This is a genomic window from Agrobacterium larrymoorei, assembly GCF_005145045.1.
In the GTDB taxonomy this organism is placed as follows: Bacteria; Pseudomonadota; Alphaproteobacteria; order Rhizobiales; family Rhizobiaceae; genus Agrobacterium; species Agrobacterium larrymoorei.
In genome coordinates this window covers 2,051,742-2,078,282 of the sequence record NZ_CP039691.1, presented here as the reverse complement: position 1 = coordinate 2,078,282, position 26,541 = coordinate 2,051,742, and the positions used below count along the sequence as shown (strand labels likewise).

Here is a 26,541-nt window from a genome sequence, read left to right as displayed (position 1 = left end):
GGTGGTCTATCACTTTTGTTCAAGAGCGTAATGACGGATCAGGCTAAACTTGGTCTGTGCACAATGTTTCGGTGGGACTGGTCCGTTTGCACGAATTGCGCGACGTCTGGTTGTGTCGCGGTACAAAGACCTATATTGCCGTAATGACGACTTTTTTAGCTTTACGAAAGCGGGAGCCCCCTTTTGTTCAAAGACTACAAAATCGCCTTCAAGCCACTGGCTCAGATTTATCGGGACGATTTAGGGACTGCCTGGCGCTCGATTGCGCTCTTGACGGGTGTAATTTTCACCGGCGCACTGCTCTCTGTCTCCGGTCCCTATGTGTTTTCCCGGATTATCGATGATGTGCCGAAAGAACCAGGGCGGTGGATCGCAGCTTTCTCCCTGTATGCCATCCTCGCGGCGCTTTCGACCGGCATCCAACGTAGCACGCAATATCTCGCCGTTATCCATTCGGAGCGATTGGAATATGTTGCGACGACCCGCTTCTTCGAGCGGATCACGCGCAAGAAGCCCTCCTTTTTTACTGATCACAATCCAGCGGAAATCCAGCAGGCGCAAACGCAGGGTGCGTCTGCGGCATCGATTCTGATGCAGATTGTGCTGATCTATTTCGTCCCGGGCTTCGCCACTTTCCTGTTCAGCACCATAATGTTGGGTGCGGCCATCAGCCCTGAGATCATTCTGATAGTCCTCTGCTACGGTGTCGCTTTCATAGGCCTTACGCTGGCGTCCAACCGTTTCACCAATCGTTACCTTGAAAAGGCAATCGATGCCGGGCAGCAGAATGCCGGTTTCGTCGGCAATGCCATCAGCATGATAGAGCCTCTCCGCCACACCCGAAGCACCGCTTGGATGCAGCAGCGCTTTGCGGATAGTGCCGGTTCGATTTACGAGAACTGGCGACTGTATTCTCTGCGACGCATCGGTTTCGTCGCGACGATCTCTTTGGCGCTCGGGGCGCAACTTCTCATTAGCTTCTATCTGTTGTTTCCACGCTATGATCAGGGAACGCTATCAGTCGGCGATATCGTTCTCTTCAATACGCTTCTTCTGCAACTGAACATTCCATTCGAGATGATCGGGCAGTCGATCGGTGAAGCCATGCGTTCGCTGGCCCGTTTCATGCCTTGCGCGCGAATGTGGGGCGCCCCGGAGGAATTGGATGAAGCAGTAACCGACCTGCCGGTTGCCCGTCCAGAAAGGGTAGAGCTTCAGAATGTCGGGTATCGTTACGAGAATGGACGCGGTGTGGAGGGTGTGTCTTTTACCGCCACCCCGGGCCGCCTGACCTTTATTACGGGTGAAACAGGCTCCGGCAAATCGACGCTTTTCAAGCTTCTGCAGAAAAACATGGCCCCGGAAAAGGGGTCCATTCTGATCGATGGTGTCGACCTGAAGGATATCGGTAAAGACCAATGGTTTTCTGTCGTCGGCATCGTGCCTCAGGAAATTCAGCTTCTGAACGATAGTCTGCGCACCAATATCGTGCTTGGAAGACCCCATGATGAGCAGAGGCTGCGTAAGACGGCGGAGCAGGCGGCAATCTTAAAACGGATCGAAGGCATGACGGATGGTTTCGATACAATTGTCGGAGAGCGAGGTCTGAAACTATCCGGTGGCGAGCGCCAGCGTATAGCGATAGCACGGGCACTCTATGGCGCCCCCTCTATACTTCTGCTGGACGAAGCAAGCTCCGCACTGGATGAAGAGACGGAGCGCGAGATCATGGATCAGTTGCGCAAGGTCGATGCCGATTTGACGATCATTGCCATCACGCACCGGCAAAGTTCGATACAACTGGAAGATCAGGTCGTTACCTTGAAAGCGGGTGAGGGAAGCGATTCAGTTTCTGAACTCCCGCCACTATCCCCTTGAAAAGACTCTGCCCCGTGCTTGGTAAAACACGGGGCAGAGCGGATGATCAGTGTTCTTCGTATTGCGTAAATGAAGGGTCGGCCAGGTCTGCGAAGCGGGTGAATTCGGACTGGAAGGCCAGCTTTACGGTGCCCGTCGGTCCGTGGCGCTGCTTGGCGATGATGACGTCTGCGGTGCCTTTGACCTTGTCGAAATGCTGTTCCCACTCGGCGTATTTCGGATCTGCCGGGTCGCGTGGCTCCATGTTCTTGACGTAATATTCCTCACGGAACACGAAAAGCACCACGTCCGCGTCCTGCTCGATGGAGCCCGATTCACGAAGGTCGGAGAGCTGGGGGCGCTTGTCTTCGCGGCTTTCCACCTGACGGGAGAGCTGTGAAAGCGCGATGATGGGAACGTTGAGTTCCTTGCCCAAGGCTTTAAGGCCGGTGGTGATCTGGGTGATTTCCTGCACGCGGTTTTCGCCGCTCTTGCCGGAGCCGGTCATCAGCTGAATATAGTCCACCACAAGGCAATCGAGGCCGCGCTGGCGCTTGAGGCGGCGGGCGCGGGCGGAAAGCTGGGCGATGGAAATACCACCGGTCTGGTCGATATAAAGCGGCACCTTCTGCATCATCTGCGAGCAGGCGACGAGCTTTTCGAAGTCGGACTCGGTGATTTCACCACGGCGGATTTTCGAGGATGACACTTCCGTCTGCTCGGAAATGATACGCGTTGCCAGCTGTTCGGACGACATTTCGAGCGAGTAGAAGCCGACGACGCCGCCATTCTTTGCCTTGAAAGAGCCATCCGGCTGCACTTCCTGCTCGTAAGCAGCGGCGATATTATAGGCGATGTTGGTGGCAAGGGAGGTCTTGCCCATGCCCGGACGTCCGGCAAGCACGATCAAGTCGGAGCGCTGCAAGCCGCCCATGCGGCCATCCAGCGAGTGGATGCCGGTGGAAATACCGGAAAGGTTTCCGTCACGCTCAAAGGCAGCGCCCGCCATGTCGATGGCAAGGGCAACCGCATCGTTGAAGGACTGGAAGCCGCCATCGTAACGGCCCGTTTCGGCAAGTTCGAACAGGCGGCGTTCGGTATCTTCGATCTGCGCCTGCGGCGGCATGTCGAGCGGCGCGTCATAGGCGATGTTGACGACGTCCTCACCGATCTGGATCAGCGCGCGGCGAAGCGCCAGATCGTAAATGGCGCGGCCATAATCCTCGGCATTGATGATGGATACGGCTTCGGCGGCCAGACGCGCGAGATATTGCGCGACAGTCAGGTCGCCAACCTTCTCATCCGCCGGAAGGAAGGTCTTGATCGTCACCGGGTTGGCGGTCTTGCCCATGCGAATGATATCGCCCGCAACCTCGAAAATCTTGCGATGCAGCGGCTCATAGAGATGAACCGGCTTCAGAAAGTCGGAAACGCGGTAATAGGCGTCATTGTTGACGAGGATGGCACCCAGCAGCGCCTGCTCGGCCTCGATATTGTTCGGTGCCTCGCGGTAAAGCGGCTCGGCAGCCGGGGCGGGGGTGATCTTTCTCACGGCGTCGTTCATGGTTTGCGTGATCTCCCTTCAAGCCTTCTTATGTTCTGCAAGCCTGCCGGTTTGAAGCGTCCGGGCGCCGCCGTCAATGACATTGCAGCAACAGTGGCAAACGGCCTTACCTAAAGAGAGGCAAGCTGCATCACATACGGGGTTGTCCCCACTAATCCACAGGCTGATTCGGCTGAGCGTATGGCGCGTTTCGCGAATCACTCCGTCGGTGGCATGATTTTACGGCATAGCTGCCAATCGGCGAAACCATCTTGAATTTCATCGAAAACGAAAATAGATAGGCAGGAAATAGATAGCACACTAATTATAAGGCGTAATTACATTGTCCAGGGCGACGGAGAAAGAACAGCTCTTTGACGAGATGGCTGCCTTCAACCGCAAGCTCCGCTCGTTTTTCGATGCGCGGGTGGCGGAGAAGGGGCTGACGCTGGCGCGTGCGCGCACATTGTTCGCGCTTTCGCGCCGCGGTTCGTTGACGCAGAAGGAGCTTGCCGAAGAGCTGGAAATAGAAACGCCGACGCTGGTGCGGTTGCTGGATGCCATGGAGAAACAAAACCTCATCGAACGGCGTTCTGACGAAACGGACCGGCGGGCGAAGCGGATTCATATGACGCCAGCCGGGCTCAACACATTCGAGGACGTGGATGCGCAGGCCAAGGCCATGCGGGCGGAGATCGCGGTGGATATTTCGACAGACGAAATCCGCGCTGCCCTGAAGGTCGTTCGGCGTTTGACCGGCAATCTGCAAAACCTCTCCGGGGAAAAGGTGCAGCCGTGAGCAACGCCATATCAATCACGCCCGAAGCGCCTCAGGACAAGGCTTCCGATGCCGATGCCGTGGTAACACCGGCAGGGCAGGAGGCTCCCGCTACGCCGCCGCAGCCTGCGGAAAAGTCCTTCATCGAAAAGCTGATCTACTGCGCTGCCGGTCTTGCCTTCTTCATTACGCAGGGCATGGGCATGAACATCGTCATGGCCAATATTTACCAGTTGCAGGGTGAATTCTCCGGCACGGTGGCGGAAGTTGCGTGGCTTTCGGCGGCCTATATGGCGCCTTATGCCACCTTCTCCATCGCGCTGTTCAAGGTGCGCCAGCAATATGGCCTGCGGCCTTTTGCGGAAATCAGCATCATCGCTTTCGTATTTGCATCCTGTCTCAACCTTTTCGTGACGGACCTGCATTCCGCCATCGTCGTGCGCTTCGTCAGCGGCATGGCGGCGGCGCCGCTTTCATCGCTTGGCTTCCTTTATATTCTTGAAGCCTTTCCGGTGCAGCGCAAGCTGACGCTGGGCTTGAGCATAGCGCTCACCGGCACGTTGCTGTCATCGCCGCTGGCGCGCATCCTCTCGCCAACGCTTTTGCAGATCGATGGCTGGCAGGCGCTTTACAGCATGGAAGTGGGCATGGCGCTTGCTGTGCTACCGATCATCTATCTGCTGCCGCTAACCCCGCCACCGCGCGTCAAGGTCATCGAGCGTATCGATATATTGAGCTATCTGCTGTTTGCTTGTGGGCTTGGCTGCATGGCGGTGTTCCTCACGCTTGGCCGGTTTTACTGGTGGTTCGAAACCTGGTGGCTCGGCGTGCTGCTGGCAGCTTCCATCGCGTTTCTGACTGCGATGACCATGATAGAGCTGCCGCGCAAGAATCCGATGCTGGACCTGCGCTGGATATTCTCCCGCACTAATTTGCATATGATCGCAATTCTGTTGATCTACCGCGCGGTTTCATCGGAACAATCCTCCACCGCCGTCAGCCTGTACCAGCAGCTTGGCATTCTCAACGACCAGACGATGCAGCTTTACGCGCTCATCATTCTGGCCACGGTGCTGGGCGGTGCCGCCTGTGCGCTGCTGATGCTGACGAAATATGTCGAGACCGCGCATGTCATCGCCTTGTCTACGATTGCACTCGGTGCTTTCATGGATAGCACTTCGACTAACCTGACGAGGCCGGAACAGATGTATCTGAGCCAGGCAATGATCGCTTTCGGCGCGGCCATGTTTCTTCCGCCCGTCATGTCCAAGGGCTTCGGTGCGGCTTTGGCAAAAGGCCCGCCTTACCTCGTCAACTTCATCACTATCTTCCTGTTCACGCAGATAACAGGGTCCATGCTGACCACGGGCCTGCTCGGCTCCTTCGTGACGCTACGGGAAAAATTTCACTCCAATATTCTCGTGGAAAGCATCCTTCTGCAAAATCCTCAGGTGGCCCAGCGTGTCAGCCAGCTTTCGGCAGCCTATAGCCACGTCATCAATGACCCGGCATTGCTGAAGGCGGAAGGCTTGAGCCTGCTTGGCCAGCAGGTAACGCGTGAGGCCTATATTCTGGCCTATAACGATACCTTCCTGCTGATCTCCTTCTGCGCCGCTGCAGCGCTTGCCATGCTGCTTCTTCATCTTGCGTGGTTGCGCATCAAACCGCTCTTCATCAGCGGGCAAGATGCCACCGCTGCCCCACAATCCTGATCGTTTAGAGTCCCACAAATGCTAAAGAAGATCTTCACGCCTCTCACTCTCATCGTTCTTCTCGGCGGCATCGCCGGTGTCGCGCTCGTGCTTTACGCATGGCGCCTGCCGCCTTTCTCCAGCGCCGTGGAGATGACCGACAACGCCTATGTGCGCGGTTACGTCACCACCATGAGCCCGCAGGTCAGCGGTTACGTGGTGGATGTGCCGGCCAAGGATTATCAGGAGGTCAAGCAGGGCGACCTTCTGGCCAAGATCGATGACCGTATTTTCCGTCAGAAGCTGGCGCAGGCCGAAGCGACGCTTGCCAGCCAGACCGCGGCCTTCGATAATTCCCGCCAGCAGGAAATTGCTGCAAACGCCAATATCCGCTCCAGCGAAGCTGCAGTGGATAGTGCGGAAGCCTCGCTGAAACAGGCCCAGCTTGCCGCAGACCGTCAGGATAATCTGATCCGCAGCGGCGTCGGCACCTCCAGCCTTCAGGAAGAAGCGCAGGCCAATCTGGATAAATCCCGCGCCGGTCTCTCGCAGGCAAAAGCCGCACAGGAAGTGGCGCGTCAGGACTTGCAGACGATCATCGTCAATCGCGGCTCCCTTCAGGCGGCGGTTTCCAACGCGCAGGCCTCGGTGGAACTCGCCAAGATCGACCTTCAGAACACCGAAATCCACGCACCGCGAGATGGCAAGCTCGGCGAGGTCGGCGTCCGTATCGGCCAGTACGTCACCGCCGGAACCCAGTTGATGGCCGTGGTGCCCCACGATATCTGGGTCGTCGCCAACTTCAAGGAAACGCAGCTTGCAGGCATGGAAGCGGGTCAGCCGGTGTCCATCTCCGTCGACGCGCTGCATCACCGCAAACTGACCGGCAAGGTGGAGCGGTTCTCCCCCGCCGCAGGCTCCGAATTCGCCGTCATCAAGCCGGATAATGCGACTGGCAATTTCGTGAAGATTGCCCAGCGCATCGGCGTGCGCGTGTCCATCGATCCGGACCAGCCCGCGGCGACAGAGCTTTCTCCCGGCATGTCCGTGGTGGTGCGGGTGGATAAGAGCAAGGAGCCGGTGGGCGCTGAGACGGCGGCGAGGTAGGCGTCTTAGTTACAACACCCTCGACGTCATCCTCGGGCTTGCACCACCGTTGTCCGGTTGAGATTTATGGACTTTGCATAGGGTGTTGACTGCGCTTCGATTTTTGTACTCTGTACGAATTCGGACTCGCCATTGCAACGCTGGCTGTGAATGTGGAAACGGCACCACCCACTTCCGTCATCCCGGACTTGATCCGGAATCCAGCCAGACCAAGTCTTTGGTCTGAAAGACTCTTTTGACGCGCAGACGCGCGTCTGCTGGACCCCGGCTCAAGGCCGGGGTGACGGGCGGGGGAGCTGGTCTCATCCCAAACTACCAACACTGTTTAGACCGGACAATAGTGGGCTTGCCCTAGGATTCATCGCTGTCGACGATAGCAACGGTTTTAAATCCTCGGGTCAAGCCCACTGCTGTCCGGTTTAGATTCCTTAGCACTTTATGCAAGGCCAGAGGCTTGAGGGGAGACGGTAAATCCGCCCGCAACCGTCATCCTCGGCCTTGTGCCGAGGATCTACCAACGTCAACAAAATCAATCGGTTGCAGATCCTCGGGACAAGCCCGAGGATGACGGAGGTGGGCTTTGCAACGCTCTTCGTCCCCCCCGGCAAATATCGCTCTCTCACGACGACGTTCAAATCGCAGAAAAACATACAAAGTGGAGCATGATTAACAGCTTAAGGCTACTCCGAAAATCTAAACCGGACAGCAGTGGGTCAAGCCCGAGGATGACGCCGACAGGGCGGAAACGTTGAGCTAAACAACCCGGGCAACTGCGCGGTAACGCCCGTCAAAGTAAGCCGGACAGCAGGGAATCAAGGCCATTATTACGGAAGGGAGTAAAGGCTAACCTCAACCCTCCCGCCAATCCACCGGCAAACAAAACATCTTTCGAAAACCTCGATCTCCCGCAGGCGTAATCCTCAACGCCCGGCTATCCGCTCGCCGCGCCACCCAGCCGAGATCGAGCGTCCGCTCCAACAGCGCAGTGCCGACACGGCCCGCAATATGGTGCTTGCGCTCGCTCCAATCGAGGCAGGTGCGGCATAGGGGGCGCTTTGAGCGCGAACCATCGCTGAGATCGATGCCGAATTCCTGAAGGAAGGCTTGGCCCTTATCGGTTACCAGCGCACCCTCATCCGAAAGAACAATCCGTCCGCTGTCGCTGAGACTATCGGCCACCGCCACCGCGAGGCGGCCTGCGATATGATCGTAGCAACTGCGCGCAAGGCGCATATCCTTTTCCTTCGGCCCGATGGGATGGTGCCGTTTCGGGCCATTCGCGGCGATGGACATCAGCGCGTCGATACCATGCGCGACTTCCGGTGAAGCCAGCCGATAATAACGGTGGCGGCCTTGCTTCACTGTCGACAGAAGGTTGGCATCCACCATCTTGGCAAGATGCTCGCTGCCCGTTTGCGGCGTGATGCCCGCCTCGCGGGAAAGCTCGCCAGCCGTCAGCGCCTGACCGCCCATGAGCGCACAGAGCATGTTTGCCCTTGTCGTATCCCCGATAAGGTTGGCGATGGCGGCGATGGTGTTGGGCGAGGCGATACGGGTCATGGGCGCAGAGTAGCATTCAAGCGGATGAAGGTCAGCCTTCAATGGTTCGGCCAATGCCGAAGCTTCCCATTCTCCGGGGACTCTATAGAGAGGAGATGACCCGCTTGTGGAGAGACTGGATGACCGACCGAAAACTGCTGCCCGAAATTGCCCTGCTCGTTTTGCTGGGGTGTCTTTGGGGCAGTTCCTATACATTCATCAAGATCGGCATCGAGACGATACCACCGGTGACGCTGATTGCGGCGCGCACAGCGATTGCGGGCTGTATTCTTATGCTCATCATTTTCTGGCGCGGGCTGCGGCTTCCCAAAGATCCGGCACTGTGGAAGATGTTCGCAATTCAGGCCGTTCTGAACAGCGTGCTGCCCTTCACGCTGATTGCCTGGGCCGAACATTATATCGATGCTGGGCTGGCCGTCATCCTCAACTCCCTGACGCCAGTCTTCACCTTCCTGTTGACGGCCATCATCACCCGCCATGAGGTGCTGAACGGGCGCAAGCTCTTCGGCGTCATGATCGGGCTCGTCGGAACCGTGGTCATGATTGGGGTGCAAGCCCTGAACGGGCTTGGCGATGTCGTGCTGGCACAGATGGCCGTCATTCTCGCCACCGCCTTCTATGCCGGGGCGGCAATTTTCGGAAAGAACTTCAAAGGTATCGATTCGATGATCCCCGCTGCCGCATCGCTGATCTGCGGCGCGATCATCCTCATTCCCGCCAGCCTGATCATAGACCGCCCATGGGAACTCGCGCCCTCCAGCCGCTCCATCATCGCGCTGTTCTGCCTCTCCATTTTCACCACAGCACTCGCCTTCACCATTTACTTCCGGCTGGTGCGAACGCTCGGATCACTCGGAACAACGGCACAGGCCTATGTGCGCGTGCCGGTGGGCGTCGCCATCGGCGTGATTTTCCTTGGCGAACAACTGCATGCCAGCACCATGATAGGGCTGGTGTGTATTCTGGCAGGGGTGATTGCGATGACGTTGCCGTCGCGTACTGGGTTGGTTTCGCGGTAGCAATGCCGAAAAATCTGGGTTGCGGAGAAGGTGGATTAATGACGATCGCCAAACCCACTCCCGTCATTCTTGGGCTTGTCCCACTTTTGTCCGGTTTAAACTGAGTAGGTGTTGGGGGCGAGAACAGCTCCCCCAGCCGTCACCCCGCACTTGATGCGGGGTCCAGCTGACGCGCGTCTGCGCGTCAAAAAAGTCTTTCAGACCAAGGACTTGGTCTGGCTGGATCCCGGATCAAGTCCGGGATGACGGAAGTGGGAAGTGCCGTCGCCATATTCATAGCCAGCGTTGTACTGGCGAGACCGGCTTCGCACGGAGTACAAAAAACGGAACGAAATCAAGACCCTATGCCAAGTCCATAAATCTCAACCGGACAGCAGTGGGCTTGACCCGAGGATCCACAACCGTTTGATTTCGTTGATGGCGATGGATCCTCGGCTCAAGGCCGAGGATGACGGAAGTGGGTGGAGTGGTCCGAAAAATTCACATCCCACCGGAAAAACAAAAACCCCGGATGTCGCCATCCGGGGTTCTTTTTGTGAGCCATAAGGCCCGCAGATATTACTCGTCGTCGCCGTCGAAGTCAGCGTCTGGATCGAAGAAGTCTTCTGGACGAAGAGCGTCTTCGTCGACGCCGTAGATGGCGTCAGCGGAGGTGAGGCTTTCGCCCTTTGCCTGACGCTCGGCTTCTTCAGCGGAACGGGCAACGTTCAGTTCAACAGACAACTCGACTTCGGAGTGCAGGTGAAGCGTAACGTTGTGCAGACCGATGGTCTTGATCGGCGTGTTGAGCTCGACCTGGTTACGGCCGATGTTGAAGCCTTCTGCGCCGAGGATTTCAACGACGTCGCGGGCAGCAACAGAACCGTAGAGCTGACCGGTTTCGCCAGCGGAGCGAACGACGATGAAGCTCTTGCCTGCGAGAGCGTCTGCAACCGTCTGGGCTTCAGACTTGCGCTCGAGGTTACGGGCTTCGAGCGTTGCACGCTCGGATTCGAAACGGGCCTTGTTGGCGTTGTTGGCGCGCAGCGCCTTGCCCTGCGGCAGCAGGAAGTTACGTGCGTAGCCATCGCGAACCTTTACGGTTTCGCCCATCTGGCCAAGCTTTGCGATACGCTCGAGAAGAATGACTTCCATCTTCTTGATCCTTTCTTATGTGTTGGTTTCGTTCGATTTTTCGGTATTCCGCGGAGGCGTGAGGGAGATCGTGCTGCGCACGTCGCTCAAGCCCATGACGAGGATGATGAGCAGCGGAAACATGAAGACCGCTGAAAGATATGCGAGAACCAGAACCGGCCAGCGCCAGTCCTTGCCCTTTGAACGATGGTGCAGCGAGGCGTAACCCGCCATCACGAAGCCAGCGCCAAACGTGCCGCAGATAACGGCACCGACCATAGCGGCAACGCCGCCAAAGAAGGTGAGCACGATACCGCCAAGAAAAATGAAGATCGCATTGCGATGCATGCGCAGTGCCGCCGAAATATCTTCGCGCGGGCGAAGACCCTTGCCGAAGGAGCGCACCATGCGGCTTGCGAAATAATAGGCGGCAAACAGCAGGATGACCCAAAGGCCGCCCTGGATCATCGGCAGCATCAGCACGAGAAGCGACTTGGTCTGCGCCAGCGCCGTCGCATCCGGCGTGAAGGATGGCTCGCGCGTCTGCACCGAAGACATCATCAGGTCGACCATCTGCGAGACCAGATCCGGGCCGTAGCCGATCATGGTACCGAGAATGATGACGGAGACGGTGATGAGCCCGCACAGATGCAGCAGAATGCCGGAAAGCGGATACCATGCCATCAACTCATCCGGGCCACCGATTTCGGAGGCGGGGCGGGCGAGGTTGGCAAGATGCGACAGCCAGCCAGCCGGGATCAGCGTAAAGATCGCGATCGTCACGGCAAAGAGGGGGGAAACGGCAAGCGCACCAAGGAAGGCGGCGGAAAGAATGGAAACGATGGCGGCGGCATTGCCCCAGCCGAGACCGGCCACGAGCACAGGCATGGCGGATGCCGCATAAAGCAGGAAAGACATGGACGACTGTGCGGTTGCGCCAAGCGTTAGAAACGCGGCGCATATGCCGGCAAGAATGCCGGTGATCAGCACTGTCTGGTTCAATTGTCTCAACGTCGCTGTCCTGCTTGTCTTGAGCAGTTAGAGGACCGTTCATCCGAACGTCGTCCCCAACATGGGGTTTGGTGGTCTGTCGATCCGCGCCCAACGCGGAAGGATATCGAAGTGGCAACCCACTGATTAAAAGTCAGTTGCTTCAAGAGATCGAGGCCGCGTCGAAACGCGACCTCGAAAATGCTATTACGCTACGACGTAAGGCAGCAGGCCGAGGAAGCGTGCACGCTTGATCGCCTGAGCGAGTTCGCGCTGCTTCTTCTGGGAAACTGCAGTGATACGCGAAGGAACGATCTTGCCGCGCTCGGAAATGTAGCGCTGCAGAAGACGAACGTCCTTGTAATCGATCTTCGGAGCGTTTGCGCCGGAGAAGGGGCACGTCTTGCGACGGCGGTGGAACGGGCGGCGTGCCTGGGAAGAGGATGCGTCAGCCATAATCAATTCTCCTTATGCACGGTCTTCGCGCGGACGGCGCGGACGGTCTTCGCGGTCGCCGAAGCCACCTTCGCGCGGTGCGCGTGGACCACGGTCGCCACGGTCAGGACGGTCGCCATCGCGGCGCGGACGGTCGTCGCGGTCGCGCTTCTGCAACATTGCAGACGGGCCTTCTTCGTGGGCTTCAACAGCGATGGTCATGTAACGAAGAACGTCTTCGTTGATGCGCATCTGGCGCTCTACCTCGTGGATGGCCGCTGCAGGAGCGTCGATGTCCATCAGAGCGTAGTGAGCCTTGCGGTTCTTCTTGATGCGGTAGGTAAGGGACTTCAGACCCCAGTTTTCGATGCGTCCGACTTTGCCGCCGAACGATTCGATAACGCCCTTGTACTGCTCGACAAGTGCGTCAACCTGCTGGGCAGTGATATCCTGCCGGGCAAGGAAGATGTGTTCGTAAAGAGCCATTTTAAGCTTTTGCCTTTCTTGCGTTTCATTCATCACCCGGCAACGGCGCTAAGCCTCAACGACTGCTCTTGGCTGGCGTTGGCCAGAGGCAAGAAAAGCGTTGTTCGAGACGGTCGAGAGCGGAGACACGGGAGGCCGGAAAAACCTTATGGTTCCTGCTGTTTCGAGACCGAAACCAGCCCTCCGTTCAGCCACCAGCCATAAGACCGGGTGTTGTGAACAGCGCGCTTATACTGAATTTTGCTGCGAATGCAAGCGCGCTGCCCGAAAAAGCCCGTTCAATCAGCTGCTCGTCGAGCATTTAAGCCATCATGCCCGGCTCGGAAACAGGTTTCGTAAACATGTTTCCATAGAACAGACCTCAAAATGAAGGACTTTAATCTTCTTCTTGAGGCGAACACTTTCATGACGTCCGAGTACATCTAGGCAACCCGGCAGGCATCTTTCGTTGTCCCATCGAACAAGAACTGTTTCTTGTTTGCAGAAGTTCATAAGAAACTTCACCCCTTTCCAGGAGATGTTTCTTACGCATTGAGGTGTTATCTCTTTTGAAGAGGCTGTATCTGGTATGCTCGTAGATACGACCAAGGCGCAGAATAACGTGATCATAGCAGATTTCATCCGTCGGACCCTTCAATAGCCTTTAAGATCATCCGCAGGATGAACTCGCTTGATTGCGGGCTTCCTGCAGCGATTGCTCCAGCTGCTTTTTGTAGGCTCTCAAGCCCGGATCGTGCTGGCACTTGCTCACCAACCTTATGCTCGCTGAATAGAGAGAGATCGCTGCTTTTGCCGTCCCGCAAATTCCTACTGCACGTTGCGCCCTGTTTGCTTCTGGCTGAATTGCCGCGCTCAGGTAAGCATCCGAGCAGACGTCACGGCCAGACGCGAAAGACACGGTTGGCGCAAACAAGGCGACCGCGATCGTAATTATCTTCATATATTTCATGTTTTTCTCCTGAGTAATCTTTACCAGCCTCGATTCATCTGGCGCGCCCAAAAAGGATCTTGGGGCGTATTCGCCAATTTGTTCTGATTGCACTGCCATACTTCTTGTTTTTGCTGATTATACGCGTTGAGTATTTGATTATATTCATATCGATTTTGTCTTGGTGTAGAATCAAGCCGATTTTTAATCTCGAAGAGCCTGTTTATATACGGAGCACAATTCTGTGCATGTGCCGGAGCGGCCAGTAACGTGGCAGCCAGTGTTGCTGCTAATAAATATCTCATTTTGAATTCCCGCTTGAATGATTGACGCCATCCCCCGATGGCGAGAAAAATGTAAGAGATACTGTTTTTTTTCGCCTCACCCTTTAAGGTGATTACGACAATACTTTTGGGGAATTTCGGCGGTGCATGACGTTGTCGACAAAATCTATGAAGCAGTCCTTGTCCCGGAAAAATGGGAAAGCGTGTTGATCGACATAAACGATGTTTTGGGCACGCGCGGCGGCGTTATTTTTACGCAGTCCGAAGTTGGCATGACTTGTGTAGCCACGCCTGCGGCGGCGGATATATTCAGGCGCTTTGCCGAGGAGGGGTGGGACAAATACAACACCCGCCGTGAGCGCGCGGATCGTTTGGACCATGCGGGATTCGTCACGGATTTGGATGTCTTTCTACCGCATGAATTCGCAAGTGAACCACTTTACAGGGATTTCCTATATCCACTTGGACTCGGTTGGTCGGTGGGTACACATATTGTCACGCCAGATGGCGATAAAATAGCAGCAAGCTTTGACGGAGATTTTGACGCTGGACCGATTAGCCGAGCAAAGACCGATTGGCTGGATTCGATACGTCCGCATCTGGCGCGCGCCCTCAGTCTCGCGGGCCGATTAAAAATTGCCACCGCATCGAGAATTACCGATGGGCTCGGGGTCTTCGGTCTTCCGGCATGCGTCGTTAACTCTCAAGGTAGAATGCTGACGGCCAACGCCCTGATGCAGAGAATGATTCCGTCAAAGATCATTGATAGCCGTGAACGTATAAAATTAAGACACACGCCCAGCGACCGATTGTTACAGAATGCGCTTTTTCAGCTCGCACTGAGGCCCGCCGACGCTGGGGTATTGTCGATCCCCGTACCGGCATCCGAAGAGGAGGCTGCCAGTGTGGCGCATATCGTTCCGGTCCGCGGCATGGGGCGGGATATTCTGCCAGGCGGCCTCTTCATTGTCACAATCAGTACGCTTGCGTCGTCGACAATCCCAGGGGTGTCTCTTCTTAGAGGCCTATTTGATCTCACGCCGTCCGAAGCCAAGGTGGCAAGATTTGCAGCAGGTGGTGCTGCTCCAAAAGATATTTCTGCACTTGCGGGTGTAAGTCCCAATACGGTTAAGACACATCTGAAATCAGTATATGCCAAAACCGGTGTTGAGAATCATGGAGCGCTCGTCCGGCTTCTTTCGGGCTCGGTATTGCCGGTGCCGTCATAAGTGACATACCAACAGAACAATTCCGCCGTACGAACATCTCATGCTACCTGCAGGAGTAGGTAGCATTGTTAGCAAGTCGGATCAAAATCACTGCCTGGAAACCCGAGCCGGATCAGATCGACATTGGATACTGCCGGTGAATTTCCGCAATGCCCTTCAGCACGTCGTCGGAAAGCGTCACGTCTGCCGCGCCGATGTCGGTCTTCAGCTGTTCCATCGTGGTCGCACCGATGATGACGGCCGCCATGAAGGGGCGGCTGAGGCCGAAGGCCAGCGCCATCTGGGCGGGGTCAAGATCATGCGCATAGGCGAGTTCCAGATAGGCTTTTACCGGCGCTTCCTGAAACGGCTGGAGACGTCTTCCGATATCCTTGTTGATCGTGCCGCGCGAGCCTTCTGGCTTGGCACCGTTCTGGTACTTGCCAGTCAGAATGCCACCCGCCAGCGGAGAATAGGCCAAGAGGCCGACATTCTCATGATGCGAGACTTCCGAAAGGTCGAGGTCGAAGTTGCGATAGAGCAGGTTATATTCATTCTGAATGGAAGCGACGCGCGGAAGCCCATTAGCCTGCGCGATATTCAAATATTGCTGTGTGCCCCAGGCGCTTTCATTGGAAAGGCCGATGGCCCGGATTTTGCCCGCCTTGACCAGTTCGCCCAGCGTTTCCAGCTTCTCGGTAATTTCGGAGAGCGTTCTTTCCGTGTCCTGGCCGGATGAATCGAAACCCCATACGCCGCGGAAATGGTAGGTGCCACGGTTCGGCCAGTGGATCTGGTAAAGGTCGATATAGTCCGTTTTCAGACGCTGCAGGCTGGTGTCGACGGCCTCGCGGATGGAGGCTGCATCGATATCGCGACCGCCGCGAATGTAATCGCGGCCCGAGCCTGCCACCTTCGTTGCAAGAACGACCTGATCGCGCTTGCCGCTCTTCTGGAACCACGTACCGATATATTCTTCCGTGCGCCCCTGCGTTTCCGCAGACACCGGCGTTGTGGGATAAAGCTCTGCCGTGTCGAAGAAATTCACGCCCTGTTCCAGCGCATAGTCCATCTGCTCATGGGCTTCGGCCTCGCTGTTCTGCGTGCCCCATGTCATCGTGCCAAGGCAGATTTCGGACACGGAGATGCCCGTGCGTCCCAACGTTTTCTGTTTCATGGAAATGTCTCGCTTAGCTTGGAAGGTGCGGTGAAAGTAATGCGGAATTGCCGCAGTGCAAGAAAAAACATTCCATTATCTTCTCTGTGGAAGAGAGCCCCCAGACCGCGCCCATTGCCGCCGCAAATGGCGCAAAGCCTTGACTTTGCGGGCGGGAATGTGAATGGAAACCGTTGGAATTGAAGAAAAGACCAAAGAAGAAGGACCGCATCCCATGGCAATCGCATTCACGTTTCCAGGCCAGGGCAGCCAGGCTGTCGGCATGGGCAAGGATTTGGCAGAAAGCTTTGCCGAGGCGCGCGCCGTCTTCGAAGAGGTCGATGAGGCTCTGGGGCATAAGCTTTCCGACATCATGTGGAATGGCCCCGAAGAGACATTGACGCTGACTGCAAATGCCCAGCCAGCCCTGATGGCCGTTTCCGTTGCCGTCATGCGCGTGCTGGAAGCGCGTGGCCTGAAGCTTTCCGAAAAGGTTTCCTACGTCGCCGGTCACTCGCTCGGTGAATATTCCGCGCTCTGTGCCGCCGGAACATTCTCGCTGGCCGACACCGCGCGCCTTCTGCGTATTCGGGGCAATGCCATGCAGGCAGCCGTGCCGGTGGGTGAGGGCGCCATGGCCGCCATTATCGGCCTCGAGCATGGCGATGTCGAAGCCATTTGCGGGCAAGCCGCTGCCGAAGGCGTCTGCCAGATTGCCAATGATAACGGCGGTGGACAGCTAGTGATTTCCGGCGCCAAGGCGCCCGTCGAGAGGGCCGCTGCACTCGCATCCGAAAAGGGCGCAAAGCGCGCCATCATGCTGCCCGTTTCCGCACCCTTCCATTCCGCCCTGATGGCCCCTGCAGCAGACGCGATGCGCGAGGCGCTGGCCAAGGTGGAAAAGAAGAGCCCGGTCGTGCCGGTCGTCGCAAACGTGCGCGCCGCTCCGGTTTCGGATGCCGATGAGATCGCCGCTCTGCTGGTGGAGCAGGTGACGGGTCAGGTTCGCTGGCGCGAAACGGTGGAGTGGTTTGCCGCAAATGATGTGACGACGCTTTACGAAATCGGCTCCGGCAAGGTGCTGACCGGCCTCGCACGCCGCATCGACAAGACGGTGAACGGCATCGCCGTCAATTCGCCTGCCGATATCGAAACCGCACTTCAGACGCTTCTCGGCTAATTCAATCTTGTTTTACGCCTGTCGTGCGCGACAGGCTCTCGAAAAGGACGAACACAATGTTTGATCTGACTGGCCGCAAGGCTCTCATCACCGGCGCAACCGGCGGCATTGGCGAAGAAATCGCCCGTATGCTGCACGCGCAGGGCGCAACCGTAGGCCTGCACGGCACCCGCGTCGAAAAGCTGGAAGCGCTGGCTTCCGAGCTTGGCGAACGCGTCAAGATTTTCCCGGCCAACCTTGCGGACCGCGCAGAGGTCAAGGCGCTGGGTGAAAAGGCTGATGCCGAGCTGGAAGGCGTGGATATCCTCGTCAACAATGCCGGCATCACCAAGGACGGCCTTTTCGTTCGCATGAGCGATGAGGACTGGGACAATGTGATCGAGGTGAACCTGACGGCGATGTTCCGCCTGACGCGGGAGCTGACGCACCCGATGATGCGCCGCCGCTTCGGCCGCATCATCAACATCACTTCCATCGTCGGCGTTACCGGCAATCCGGGTCAGGCGAACTACTGCGCTTCCAAGGCTGGCATGATCGGCTTCTCCAAGTCGCTGGCTCAGGAAATCGCGACACGCAACGTCACCGTCAACTGCGTGGCTCCAGGCTTCATCGAAAGCGCGATGACCGGCAAGCTGAACGACAAGCAGAAAGACGCCATCATGGGCGCAATTCCCATGAAGCGCATGGGCAAGGGCCAGGAAATCGCATCTGCCGTGCTTTACCTTGCATCCAACGAGGCAGGCTACATGACCGGCCAGACGCTGCACGTCAACGGCGGCATGGCAATGATCTAAAACGCCGTCTCGGAATCGTCATTGATTTCGAAAACGGTGTTAAGAAGGAATTCACGGGGGTCGTCCACAGGGCTTGGGAAAAGAAAATTGCCTGTAGAGCGCGTGTGTTAGCGTTATTTTAAGGCTTTTTTCCCGCCACAAACCGTGTTAAGCGGGCGAAGACTGTGAACAGTCGTCCCGGAACCAAAAGCGACCGTTGCGATTTTGTGCGACGATGGTTAGCTTGAACCGGGTTGAACGGGTTTGCCCACGGTGTCTGTCTTGAACGGCGCTTGGGGGTTTTAACAGGGCAGGGTGTCTGAGAGGGCATTCCTTTCAAAGTAAAGGTCGAGGAAACCGACATGAGCGATATCGCAGAACGCGTAAAGAAAATTGTAGTTGATCATCTTGGCGTTGACGCCGACAAAGTCGTTGAAGGCGCAAGCTTCATCGACGATCTGGGCGCTGACTCGCTCGACACCGTTGAACTGGTTATGGCGTTCGAAGAAGAATTCGGCGTTGAAATTCCAGACGACGCAGCTGACTCGATCCTGACTGTTGGCGACGCTGTAAAGTTCATCGAAAAGGCTCAGGCCTGATCGACTGACTTCCAGGGAAGGCGACAGCCTTCCCGATATGGCCCGGCCAGTCCGGGCCAATATTTATTCTGCGACACTTGGCATCGCGCAAGTGCTGCAACAAATAGAGCGATGATTGGGTAAGGGCGGAGCATTGGCGATGAGACGTGTCGTTATCACCGGTACCGGCATGGTATCTCCTCTTGGCTGTGGAACGGAAATCACCTGGGAACGGCTTCTGGCCGGACAGAACGGTGCCCGTCTCGTCACAGAATTCGAAGTTGACGATCTTCCCGCGAAAATTGCCTGCCGCATTCCTGTTGGCGATGGCACCGATGGCACCTTCAATGCAGATGACTGGATGGAGCCGAAGGAACAGCGCAAGGTCGATCCCTTTATCATTTACGGCATGGCCGCCGCCGAAATGGCGCTGAACGACGCCGACTGGCATCCCGAAACCGACGAAGACCAGATCATGACAGGCGTCCTGATCGGCTCCGGTATCGGCGGGCTGGATGGCATCGTGGAGGCCGGTTATACGCTGCGCGACAAGGGTCCCCGCCGCATTTCTCCTTTCTTCATTCCCGGCCGCCTGATCAATCTTATCTCCGGTCAGGTCTCCATCAAGCACAAGCTTCGCGGCCCGAACCACTCCGTGGTCACGGCCTGCTCCACCGGCGCGCACGCCATTGGGGATGCTGCCCGTCTGATCGCGCTCGGCGATGCCGATGTGATGGTTGCCGGTGGCGCGGAATCGCCCGTCTGCCGCATCGCGCTTGCCGGTTTTGCCGCCTGCAAGGCGTTGTCCACGCAGCATAATGACGATCCGCAGAAAGCTTCGCGTCCTTACGACCGCGACCGTGACGGTTTCGTCATGGGCGAGGGCGCCGGTATCGTGGTTCTGGAAGAGCTGGAACACGCCAAGGCGCGCGGTGCGAAGATCTACGCCGAAGTTGTAGGATACGGCCTGTCTGGGGATGCCTTCCACATCACGGCGCCGTCCGAGGATGGCGAAGGCGCATATCGCTGCATGTCCATGGCGCTGAAGCGCGCTGGGCTGACGCCATCGGATATCGACTACATCAATGCCCACGGCACCTCCACCATGGCCGATACGATCGAGCTCGGTGCGGTGGAGCGTCTGGTCGGCAATGCGGCGTCGAAGATTTCCATGTCTTCCACGAAGTCCGCGACCGGCCATCTTCTGGGTGCCGCAGGCGCAATCGAAGCGATTTTCGCAACGCTTGCCATCCGCGACAACATCGTTCCGCCAACGCTCAACCTCGATAATCCCGATGTCGAGACGGCCATCGATCTCGTGCCGCACACGGCACGCAAGCGCGATGTCAACGTGGCGCTGTCGAATTCCTTCGGTTTCGGCGGCACCAACGCGTCCATCGTGCTGCGCCGTTACGAGGCCTGATTTGGTCTCGGCACTTGCCGTTTCCGCAGGAATCAACCAAAAACGCTTTCAGTTCTCCCGGTGTAACAGCCGGGATTGCTTTATCTGCCGATGCTTTTGAAATATGCGAGACATTTCGAAGGAATTGGCAAGGTGGAGAATCGCCATCTTCACAAACGAAGATGTGTTTGAAACTCCCACCCGGAGAGAGTGCAGAATAGCCTGCCGAACCTGTTTTTGCCGCATTGCCTGCTCAAGAAAGCCGCTGTAATGCCGAACTGAAAAGGACCGCCGGTGAGCGATACGAGAGAGAACAATCAGGTGCCCTATGGACGCGATGGCTCTGGAGAGAGCAAGGGCGGCCCGATCATTCCTAAATCGCCGACCGAGGCTCTGAGACCGGAAAAGGTGCCGGAGCCGCCGAAGCGTTCCCGCAAGGCCCATAGCCAGGTCGTGATCTTCCTGAACTTCCTCATGACGCTTGTCGTCGCAGTGTCGATTGTCGGCATCGCCGGCTTCTATTACATGATCAACACGTTCCACGAGCCCGGTCCGCTCCAGACGAACACGACGATCACCGTCCGCAATGGCGCTGGCCTTGCCGAAATCGCCAATAATCTCGAGCGCAGCGACGCCATCTCCAACGCCCGCATCTTCCGCCTGATGGCGGATCGTTATCTGGCCGCTGGCCAGACGCCGAAGCCGGGCGAATACGAGATCAAGGCGCACACCTCGATGAAGGATATTTTGGCGCTGCTGGAATCCGGCAAGTCCATTCTCTACACGGTCTCCTTCCCGGAAGGCCTGACGGTAAAGCAGATGTTCGCGCGGCTGGCTTCCGACCCGGTTCTGGAAGGCGATCTGCCTGCCGATCTGCCTCCGGAAGGCAGCCTGCGCCCGGATACCTATCCCTACACACGCGGCACCAAGCGTGAGGAAATCGTCCACCAGATGCGCGCAGCGCAGGGCAAGCTCATCGAGATGCTCTGGGAGCGGCGTGACCCGAACCTTCCGCTGAAAACGATGGAAGAATTCGTCACGCTGGCGTCCATCGTGGAGAAGGAAACGGGTAAGGATGACGAGCGCGGCCATGTCGCCTCCGTCTTCTACAATCGCATGAAGAAGAATATGCGCCTGCAATCCGATCCGACCATCATCTACGGCCTGTTCGGCGGTGAGGGTAAGCCGTCGGATCGTCCGATCTATCAGTCTGATCTGCAGAAGGAGACGCCGTTCAACACCTACATCATCCGCGGCCTGCCGCCACACCCGATTGCCAATCCGGGCCGGGCAGCGCTTGAGGCCACCGCCAACCCATGGCGCACGGATGATCTGTACTTCGTTGCTGATGGCACGGGTGGTCACGCCTTCGCCAAGACGCTGGATGAACACAATTCCAATGTTCGCCGCTGGCGCAAGATCGAGGCCGAAAAGGCCGCTTCGGGGGGCAATACGGATACTGTCGTGGACGGCCAGCCGGGCGGTGCCCAGGCAGAAAAGCCAGCCAACTGATTTTTACCGCTGCGGTCGCTCCAACGACCGCAGTTCGGCTTTTGGGGGATATTTCAAATGACATTGCAATCCATGACGGGCTTCGCACGCAGCGAAGGCTTATCCGGACGCTATCGCTGGGCCTGGGAGCTTCGCTCCGTCAACGGCAAGGGACTGGATCTGCGCCTGCGCCTGCCAACCGGCATGGAGGCCCTGGAAGCGCCGCTGCGGGAGATCGCCGGGCAAAGCCTTTCCAGAGGCAACATTCAGGCTGGCCTCAGCCTGTCTACTTCCGAAAGCAAGCTCGAAGCCGTCGTCAATCGCGATGCGCTGGATGCGGTTCTGGCGCTGAAAAAGGAACTCGGCAGCGCCGTCAGCGATGCCCCGCTGAGCTTCGACACGCTTCTTTCTGTTCGCGGCCTCGTAGAATTTCGCGAACCGGAGGAGAGCGACGAAGCGCAGGACGCCCGCAACGCCGATATCGTCACCGGCTTCTCAGCGGCAATCGCTGGCCTGAAAGCCATGCGCGAGCGCGAAGGCGCATCCCTCTACACGATCCTGTCCGCCCATATCGACCGCATCGAGCAACTGACGAAGATCATCGAGAGCGACCCATCCCGACAGCCTGAGCAAATCCGCGCGCGGCTTGAAGCGCAGATCGCCTTGATCGGCGAGGGTAACGCCTCGCTGGACCGTGAGCGCCTGCATGCGGAAGCAGCGCTTCTCGCCACCAAGGCGGATTTGCGCGAAGAGATCGACAGGCTCACCTCCCATGTCGCAGCTGCGCGCGAACTTCTGGCGCATGGCGGCCCGGTTGGGCGCAAGCTCGATTTTCTTGCACAGGAATTTAACCGGGAGTCGAATACAATCTGTTCCAAATCCAACGCCAGTGCTGTAACCGCTGCTGGTATCGAATTGAAAGTCGTGATCGATCAATTCCGCGAACAGGTCCAAAATCTGGAGTAGGCCCCATGGTGCCAGCGAATAGCTCTCCCGTTCAGATTGCCCGCAGAGGGTTGATGCTGGTAATTTCCTCGCCGTCCGGTGCGGGTAAGTCCACCATTGCGCGCACTCTGCTGGGTAAGGACAACAACATTTCGCTCTCCGTCAGCGTGACGACGCGCGCGCGTCGCCAAAGCGAAATTGAGGGCACTCATTACCATTTTATCTCGAAACGCGAGTTCGAGCGTCTTCGCGACAGCGATGCGCTGCTGGAATGGGCTGAGGTCCATGGCAATTTCTACGGCACGCCGCGCGAGCCGGTCGAGCTTGCCATGTCCGAAGGCCGTGACATGCTGTTCGATATCGATTGGCAAGGTGCCGAGCAGCTTCAGGATAAGATGAAAGCGGACGTCGTCTCGATCTTCATCCTGCCGCCAACCATGACGGAACTGCAATCGCGCCTGCACCGCCGCGCGGAAGATACGGAAGAAGTCATCCAGACACGCCTCATCAATTCCCGTTCCGAAATCGAGCATTGGCGCGACTACGACTACGTCATTCTCAACGACGATCTCCAGGCCGCTTTCGACGCGGTGGAGGCCATCGTAAAAGCCGAACGCGTCCGCCGCGACCGCCGCCATGGCATGTTCGATTTCGTCAGAGGTCTGCTGGAAGAAGAGCCGCAGTTGCCAAAAGCATAAGAGTTATTCAAAGCCCAATATTCGGACGCTGCAATTCAGGTGGAATCCGTGTTCATTTTATTTTTAGCAATATTTGCAGCTGTAGTAGGCTATCTTTTTGGGTCGTTACCTACCGGCTATTTAATAGGCAAGGCTCTGAGGGGGATTGATCTAAGAGATTATGGATCCAATTCCACCGGAGCCACAAACGCGTTGCGCGTTTTGGGCGTATGGCCAGCGGTTGGGGTTCTGCTGATCGACGTCCTTAAAGGGTTTGCCCCAGTGTTTATTGTTGCTTGGTTGTGCAACAATCCATCATTACAGAAAAGCTCTGTATGGTTTCACGACGCCCCGCATCTGGGCCCATGGATCATTTGCGTAGCTGGACTGGCAGCGATTATCGGTCACGGTCGATCCTTGTGGCTGAATTTCAGTGGCGGCAAGTCTGCAGCAACGGGACTAGGCGTGCTTTTAGGTATGTCCTGGCCAATCGGCATCGCTTGTATCATCGCTTTTTGCTTGGTTGTCGCTGCGTCAAAAATTGTCTCATTAAGCTCGATGCTCGCAGCCATAGTGGGCACGTTGACAGTTCTTTGGCTGGAGCAACCATTAGCCTTTCGTTTATTGGTCATCGCTGGTGCCGCCTATGTCATTCTTCGTCATCGTGCGAACATCCAGCGATTGCTAGCGGGAACTGAACCGCGCATTGGCCGGACGTTCAGTAAATGAGCGCGTCGACCATCTGCGGTATGAACTTGAAATGGCACCGTCTTCAGTTTATGTATATCCCGTCAGGATATACGAGGTGCTGCAATGGCGACATCCACAGTTTTCATCAGCAATCGCAGTCAGGCTGTCAGACTGCCCAAGGCCGTCGCATTCCCTGAGGATGTGCACAAGGTTGATGTGCTGAAAGTAGGTCTGACGCGGATTATCGTGCCGCAAGGAAGCCGCTGGGATGATCTTTTTCTCAGTGGACCCAAGGCTACACAGGATTTTCTTGAACGGCGTGAGGAACCGGCTTTGGACGAGCGCGAGTCCTTCTAATGCTGACATATATGCTCGATACGAACATATGTATCTATGTGATGAAAACCTATCCGCCTGAATTACGAGAGAAATTCAATGCTCTCGCAGAGCAACTTTGCATATCCAGCATCACGCTTGGCGAGCTTTATTACGGTGCCGAGAAATCTGCGCGTCGCACCGACAATATCCATGCCATCGACAATTTCGTTGCCAGGCTCGAGGTGCTGCCATTCGCGGATAAGGCCGCTGCGCATTATGGGCAGATCAGAGCGGAGCTGACGAAGGCTGGCACGCCCTGTGGTGTTCATGACATGCAAATCGGTGGACATGCTCGAAGCGAGGGCTTGATTGTCGTCACCAATAATATGCGCGAGTTCGTGCGGATGCCCGGGTTACGGGTCGAGAACTGGGTCTGATCCCGGCTGCATCATCTCACAGGGCGTTTGCCAGCCGCACAAATTCTTCCACCGACAGTGTCTCCGCACGTCTCGTCGGATCGATACCCGCTTTTTCCAGCAATGCTTCACCGCCTATGCTTTTTACGCTCTGGCGCAGCATCTTGCGGCGTTGGCCGAAGGCGGCTTCGGTTACTTTTTCGAGTCTGGCGATATCGCAGGGAAGGGGCTTTTCCTTCGGAAGAAGATGGACGACGGTCGATGTGACCTTGGGTGGCGGACTGAAGGCTTGAGGGGGGACGTCGAAGGCCATTTCAGGCACGGTGCGCCATCCTGAAAGAACACCAAGGCGTCCGTAGTGATTATCGCCTTCCTCGGCCACGATCCGTTGGCCCACTTCCTTCTGGAACATCAGCGTCATGGAGAGCCAGAAGGGCGGCCACTCTTTTGGCAGCAGCCAGTTGACCAGCAATTGCGTGCCGACATTATAGGGGAGGTTGGCGATTATGCGCACAGGCTCGCCCTTCGGCACCAGCGACTCGAAATCGGTCTTCAGCGCATCGCCTTCGATCACTTCGAGGCGACCGGGATAATGATCCGCAATTTCCGCCAGCGCTGGCAGGCAGCGGCTGTCGCGCTCAACGGCGATCACCTTCTTTGCGCCAAGCGAAAGAATGGCGCGCGTCAGGCCACCGGGGCCAGGGCCGACTTCGAAAACGGTGACGCCCTCCAGAGGCCCGGCTGTGCGTGCAATCTTCTGCGTCAGGTTCAGGTCGAACAGGAAGTTCTGTCCGAGAGACTTTTTCGCATCCAGCCCATGGCGCTGTATGACCTCGCGAAGAGGCGGAAGACCATCGATTGCTGCCATCAAACTGCCTGCCGCGCTACAATCTCGGCTGCCATCTTAAGGGCGGCAACGAGGCTCGAATCATTGGCGATGCCCTGACCGGCAATGCCGAAGGCCGTACCGTGGTCTGGCGAGGTACGAATGAAGGGCAGGCCAAGCGTGACGTTGACCGAGTCATCGAAGCCGAGCGCCTTGGCGGGGATCAGCCCCTGATCATGATACATGCAGACAGCAACGTCATAACGCTTGCGGGCAGCGTCATGGAACATGGTATCGGCAGGAAGCGGTCCGAAGGCATCGATGCCATCCTTGCGCAGCTGTATCGTCGCTGGATGGATGATATCCCGATCTTCCGTGCCGATTGCGCCGTCTTCGCCCGCATGGGGGTTGAGCCCGGCCACCGCCAGTCGCGGCGCAGCAATGCCGAACTTGTTCTTGAGATCGTCTGAAATGATGCGGCACGTCTCGACAATCAGCTCTTCCGTCAAGGCAGTCGGAACATCCTTGACCGGAATATGGATCGTGACGGGCACCACCCGCAGTTTCGGTCCTGCGATCATCATCACCGGTTTGGCAGCCTGCCCAGTGTGCTTCAAAGCCAGATCGGCAAGGAATTCGGTGTGGCCGGGAAAGCCGAAGCCTGCCTCGTACAGAACGGATTTTGCAATGGGGTTGGTGACGACCGCTGCCGTCCGCTTTTCCGCGGTCAGTGAAACGGCGGTTTCGATGGCCTTGATCGTGGCGTGTGCCGCGCCGACATGCGGCTGGCCAGCCTGCACTTCAAACCCCACAGGCAACGGCAAAACCGGGATGGCAGAGCCGAACACGGCGATGGCCTCTTCCGGCTCGCAGGTCTTGATGTCGACGGGAATGCCAAGAATATTCGCCCGGCTTGCCAACACATCTGGATCGCCGATGAAGATGAAGGGTGGCAGCTGCAACTCATTGCGCTTCGCCCATGCGGTGATGGCGATATCCGGGCCGATACCTGCGGGATCGCCTTGAGACAGGGCGAGAGGCAGTGGAAGCGATGTCACGTCGTTCAGGCTTTCAAACTATTGCGCCAACG

General features: G+C 57.1%; 26 protein-coding genes. 16 read left to right on the top strand and 10 right to left on the bottom strand.

The annotated features are described in order from the left end of the window. Nucleotides 1–183: 183 nt before the first annotated feature. Nucleotides 184–1,878: an ABC transporter ATP-binding protein gene (locus tag CFBP5473_RS09980; protein ID WP_027675881.1), complete on the top strand. Its 1,695-nt coding sequence runs from the start codon at nucleotides 184–186 to the stop codon at nucleotides 1,876–1,878. 46 nt (nucleotides 1,879–1,924) lie between these two features. On the opposite strand, the gene CFBP5473_RS09975 is transcribed toward CFBP5473_RS09980, so the two are convergent. Then, on the bottom strand, nucleotides 1,925–3,421 hold the full coding sequence (locus CFBP5473_RS09975; protein WP_027675880.1) for a replicative DNA helicase: 1,497 nt from the start codon (nucleotides 3,419–3,421) through the stop codon (nucleotides 1,925–1,927). 322 nt (nucleotides 3,422–3,743) lie between these two features. Here CFBP5473_RS09975 and CFBP5473_RS09970 point away from each other — a divergent pair, with 322 nt between their 5' ends. The 3 genes from CFBP5473_RS09970 to CFBP5473_RS09960 all read left to right on the top strand — a co-directional run bounded on the left by CFBP5473_RS09970 (nucleotide 3,744) and on the right by CFBP5473_RS09960 (nucleotide 6,976). Further along, complete coding sequence (locus CFBP5473_RS09970) at nucleotides 3,744–4,199, top strand: MarR family winged helix-turn-helix transcriptional regulator (protein ID WP_027675879.1); 456 nt, start codon at nucleotides 3,744–3,746, stop codon at nucleotides 4,197–4,199. 176 nt (nucleotides 4,200–4,375) lie between these two features. Further along, nucleotides 4,376–5,890: an MFS transporter gene (locus CFBP5473_RS09965; protein ID WP_106389422.1), complete on the top strand. Its 1,515-nt coding sequence runs from the start codon at nucleotides 4,376–4,378 to the stop codon at nucleotides 5,888–5,890. A gap of 18 nt (nucleotides 5,891–5,908) precedes the next feature. After that, complete coding sequence (locus CFBP5473_RS09960) at nucleotides 5,909–6,976, top strand: HlyD family secretion protein (protein ID WP_027675877.1); 1,068 nt, start codon at nucleotides 5,909–5,911, stop codon at nucleotides 6,974–6,976. An 849-nt stretch (nucleotides 6,977–7,825) separates the two neighbouring features. Here the strand turns inward: CFBP5473_RS09960 and CFBP5473_RS09950 are convergent. Beyond that, a complete protein-coding gene (locus CFBP5473_RS09950; RefSeq protein WP_234881743.1) occupies nucleotides 7,826–8,590 on the bottom strand; it encodes an ArsR/SmtB family transcription factor in 765 nt (254 codons plus the stop codon). Nucleotides 8,591–8,655: 65 nt separating this feature from the next. On the opposite strand from CFBP5473_RS09950, the gene CFBP5473_RS09945 reads away from it, so the two are divergent. After that, nucleotides 8,656–9,555 (top strand): DMT family transporter, encoded by a 900-nt coding sequence (locus CFBP5473_RS09945; RefSeq protein WP_027675875.1) that lies wholly within the window; start codon nucleotides 8,656–8,658, stop codon nucleotides 9,553–9,555. 558 nt (nucleotides 9,556–10,113) lie between these two features. On the opposite strand, the gene rplI is transcribed toward CFBP5473_RS09945, so the two are convergent. The 5 genes from rplI to CFBP5473_RS09915 form a co-directional block, all read right to left on the bottom strand. Next, complete coding sequence (gene rplI / locus CFBP5473_RS09940; protein WP_027675874.1) at nucleotides 10,114–10,689, bottom strand: 50S ribosomal protein L9; 576 nt, start codon at nucleotides 10,687–10,689, stop codon at nucleotides 10,114–10,116. Between the two features lie 15 nt (nucleotides 10,690–10,704). Then, nucleotides 10,705–11,679 carry a hypothetical protein gene (locus CFBP5473_RS09935; RefSeq protein ID WP_027675873.1) on the bottom strand — a complete coding sequence of 325 codons (975 nt, stop codon included), beginning with the start codon at nucleotides 11,677–11,679 and terminating at the stop codon, nucleotides 10,705–10,707. Nucleotides 11,680–11,865: 186 nt separating this feature from the next. Then, the gene (gene rpsR, locus CFBP5473_RS09930; protein ID WP_003502063.1) at nucleotides 11,866–12,114 is read right to left on the bottom strand and encodes a 30S ribosomal protein S18; all 249 of its coding nucleotides are present in this window, start codon (nucleotides 12,112–12,114) and stop codon (nucleotides 11,866–11,868) included. Nucleotides 12,115–12,126: 12 nt separating this feature from the next. Further along, entirely contained in the window at nucleotides 12,127–12,579 is a 453-nt protein-coding gene (gene rpsF / locus CFBP5473_RS09925) for a 30S ribosomal protein S6 (RefSeq protein WP_027675872.1), read from the bottom strand. 649 nt (nucleotides 12,580–13,228) lie between these two features. Next, nucleotides 13,229–13,528, bottom strand: coding sequence for a hypothetical protein (locus tag CFBP5473_RS09915; RefSeq protein WP_136954342.1), 300 nt, complete (start codon nucleotides 13,526–13,528; stop codon nucleotides 13,229–13,231). Between the two features lie 406 nt (nucleotides 13,529–13,934). Here CFBP5473_RS09915 and CFBP5473_RS09910 point away from each other — a divergent pair, with 406 nt between their 5' ends. Continuing rightward, a complete protein-coding gene (locus tag CFBP5473_RS09910; protein WP_051441301.1) occupies nucleotides 13,935–15,020 on the top strand; it encodes a helix-turn-helix transcriptional regulator in 1,086 nt (361 codons plus the stop codon). Between the two features lie 112 nt (nucleotides 15,021–15,132). Here the strand turns inward: CFBP5473_RS09910 and CFBP5473_RS09905 are convergent, their stop codons facing one another. Further along, nucleotides 15,133–16,176 carry an aldo/keto reductase gene (locus tag CFBP5473_RS09905; protein WP_027675869.1) on the bottom strand — a complete coding sequence of 348 codons (1,044 nt, stop codon included), beginning with the start codon at nucleotides 16,174–16,176 and terminating at the stop codon, nucleotides 15,133–15,135. Between the two features lie 214 nt (nucleotides 16,177–16,390). On the opposite strand from CFBP5473_RS09905, the gene fabD reads away from it, so the two are divergent. The 10 genes from fabD (at nucleotide 16,391) to vapC (ending at nucleotide 24,646) form a co-directional block, all read left to right on the top strand. Next, on the top strand, nucleotides 16,391–17,335 hold the full coding sequence (gene fabD, locus CFBP5473_RS09900; RefSeq protein WP_027675868.1) for an ACP S-malonyltransferase: 945 nt from the start codon (nucleotides 16,391–16,393) through the stop codon (nucleotides 17,333–17,335). A gap of 56 nt (nucleotides 17,336–17,391) precedes the next feature. Further along, a complete protein-coding gene (fabG, locus tag CFBP5473_RS09895; protein WP_027675867.1) occupies nucleotides 17,392–18,129 on the top strand; it encodes a 3-oxoacyl-[acyl-carrier-protein] reductase in 738 nt (245 codons plus the stop codon). Nucleotides 18,130–18,470: 341 nt separating this feature from the next. Then, nucleotides 18,471–18,707, top strand: a complete 237-nt coding sequence (locus CFBP5473_RS09890) for an acyl carrier protein (protein ID WP_027675866.1) — start codon at nucleotides 18,471–18,473, stop codon at nucleotides 18,705–18,707. A 139-nt stretch (nucleotides 18,708–18,846) separates the two neighbouring features. Then, nucleotides 18,847–20,109, top strand: a complete 1,263-nt coding sequence (gene fabF / locus CFBP5473_RS09885) for a beta-ketoacyl-ACP synthase II (protein ID WP_027675865.1) — start codon at nucleotides 18,847–18,849, stop codon at nucleotides 20,107–20,109. 273 nt (nucleotides 20,110–20,382) lie between these two features. Then, on the top strand, nucleotides 20,383–21,600 hold the full coding sequence (mltG, locus tag CFBP5473_RS09880; RefSeq protein ID WP_027675864.1) for an endolytic transglycosylase MltG: 1,218 nt from the start codon (nucleotides 20,383–20,385) through the stop codon (nucleotides 21,598–21,600). Nucleotides 21,601–21,657: 57 nt separating this feature from the next. Then, entirely contained in the window at nucleotides 21,658–22,545 is an 888-nt protein-coding gene (locus tag CFBP5473_RS09875; protein WP_027675863.1) for a YicC/YloC family endoribonuclease, read from the top strand. 5 nt (nucleotides 22,546–22,550) lie between these two features. Beyond that, entirely contained in the window at nucleotides 22,551–23,222 is a 672-nt protein-coding gene (gene gmk, locus CFBP5473_RS09870; protein ID WP_027675862.1) for a guanylate kinase, read from the top strand. Between the two features lie 48 nt (nucleotides 23,223–23,270). Further along, entirely contained in the window at nucleotides 23,271–23,930 is a 660-nt protein-coding gene (gene plsY / locus CFBP5473_RS09865; RefSeq protein WP_084631681.1) for a glycerol-3-phosphate 1-O-acyltransferase PlsY, read from the top strand. A gap of 84 nt (nucleotides 23,931–24,014) precedes the next feature. After that, nucleotides 24,015–24,248, top strand: coding sequence for a type II toxin-antitoxin system VapB family antitoxin (gene vapB / locus CFBP5473_RS09860; RefSeq protein ID WP_027675860.1), 234 nt, complete (start codon nucleotides 24,015–24,017; stop codon nucleotides 24,246–24,248). Then, nucleotides 24,248–24,646: a type II toxin-antitoxin system tRNA(fMet)-specific endonuclease VapC gene (vapC, locus tag CFBP5473_RS09855; protein WP_027675859.1), complete on the top strand. Its 399-nt coding sequence runs from the start codon at nucleotides 24,248–24,250 to the stop codon at nucleotides 24,644–24,646. The genes vapB and vapC overlap by 1 nt, the downstream gene beginning before the upstream one ends. A gap of 16 nt (nucleotides 24,647–24,662) precedes the next feature. Here the strand turns inward: vapC and rsmA are convergent, their stop codons facing one another. Both rsmA and pdxA read right to left on the bottom strand, forming a co-directional pair. Next, nucleotides 24,663–25,493, bottom strand: coding sequence for a 16S rRNA (adenine(1518)-N(6)/adenine(1519)-N(6))-dimethyltransferase RsmA (rsmA, locus tag CFBP5473_RS09850; protein WP_027675858.1), 831 nt, complete (start codon nucleotides 25,491–25,493; stop codon nucleotides 24,663–24,665). Further along, nucleotides 25,493–26,509 (bottom strand): 4-hydroxythreonine-4-phosphate dehydrogenase PdxA, encoded by a 1,017-nt coding sequence (pdxA, locus tag CFBP5473_RS09845; protein ID WP_027675857.1) that lies wholly within the window; start codon nucleotides 26,507–26,509, stop codon nucleotides 25,493–25,495. Before pdxA ends, rsmA begins: the two co-directional genes overlap by 1 nt. Nucleotides 26,510–26,541: the final 32 nt, after the last annotated feature.

What these genes read in the sequence shown, in the direction of transcription:
- CFBP5473_RS09905 (WP_027675869.1), bottom strand. Translation starts at nt 16,176, where the DNA reads ATGAAACAGAAAACGTTGGGACGCACGGGCATCTCCGTGTCCGAAATC.
- fabD (WP_027675868.1), top strand. Translation starts at nt 16,391, where the DNA reads ATGGCAATCGCATTCACGTTTCCAGGCCAGGGCAGCCAGGCTGTCGGC.
- fabF (WP_027675865.1), top strand. Translation starts at nt 18,847, where the DNA reads ATGAGACGTGTCGTTATCACCGGTACCGGCATGGTATCTCCTCTTGGC.
- CFBP5473_RS09960 (WP_027675877.1), top strand. Translation starts at nt 5,909, where the DNA reads ATGCTAAAGAAGATCTTCACGCCTCTCACTCTCATCGTTCTTCTCGGC.
- rpsF (WP_027675872.1), bottom strand. Translation starts at nt 12,579, where the DNA reads ATGGCTCTTTACGAACACATCTTCCTTGCCCGGCAGGATATCACTGCC.
- CFBP5473_RS09965 (WP_106389422.1), top strand. Translation starts at nt 4,376, where the DNA reads ATGGGCATGAACATCGTCATGGCCAATATTTACCAGTTGCAGGGTGAA.
- CFBP5473_RS09975 (WP_027675880.1), bottom strand. Translation starts at nt 3,421, where the DNA reads ATGAACGACGCCGTGAGAAAGATCACCCCCGCCCCGGCTGCCGAGCCG.
- rpsR (WP_003502063.1), bottom strand. Translation starts at nt 12,114, where the DNA reads ATGGCTGACGCATCCTCTTCCCAGGCACGCCGCCCGTTCCACCGCCGT.
- CFBP5473_RS09875 (WP_027675863.1), top strand. Translation starts at nt 21,658, where the DNA reads ATGACATTGCAATCCATGACGGGCTTCGCACGCAGCGAAGGCTTATCC.
- CFBP5473_RS09890 (WP_027675866.1), top strand. Translation starts at nt 18,471, where the DNA reads ATGAGCGATATCGCAGAACGCGTAAAGAAAATTGTAGTTGATCATCTT.
- rplI (WP_027675874.1), bottom strand. Translation starts at nt 10,689, where the DNA reads ATGGAAGTCATTCTTCTCGAGCGTATCGCAAAGCTTGGCCAGATGGGC.
- rsmA (WP_027675858.1), bottom strand. Translation starts at nt 25,493, where the DNA reads ATGGCAGCAATCGATGGTCTTCCGCCTCTTCGCGAGGTCATACAGCGC.
- CFBP5473_RS09915 (WP_136954342.1), bottom strand. Translation starts at nt 13,528, where the DNA reads ATGAAATATATGAAGATAATTACGATCGCGGTCGCCTTGTTTGCGCCA.
- vapC (WP_027675859.1), top strand. Translation starts at nt 24,248, where the DNA reads ATGCTGACATATATGCTCGATACGAACATATGTATCTATGTGATGAAA.
- fabG (WP_027675867.1), top strand. Translation starts at nt 17,392, where the DNA reads ATGTTTGATCTGACTGGCCGCAAGGCTCTCATCACCGGCGCAACCGGC.
- gmk (WP_027675862.1), top strand. Translation starts at nt 22,551, where the DNA reads ATGGTGCCAGCGAATAGCTCTCCCGTTCAGATTGCCCGCAGAGGGTTG.
- vapB (WP_027675860.1), top strand. Translation starts at nt 24,015, where the DNA reads ATGGCGACATCCACAGTTTTCATCAGCAATCGCAGTCAGGCTGTCAGA.
- CFBP5473_RS09945 (WP_027675875.1), top strand. Translation starts at nt 8,656, where the DNA reads ATGACCGACCGAAAACTGCTGCCCGAAATTGCCCTGCTCGTTTTGCTG.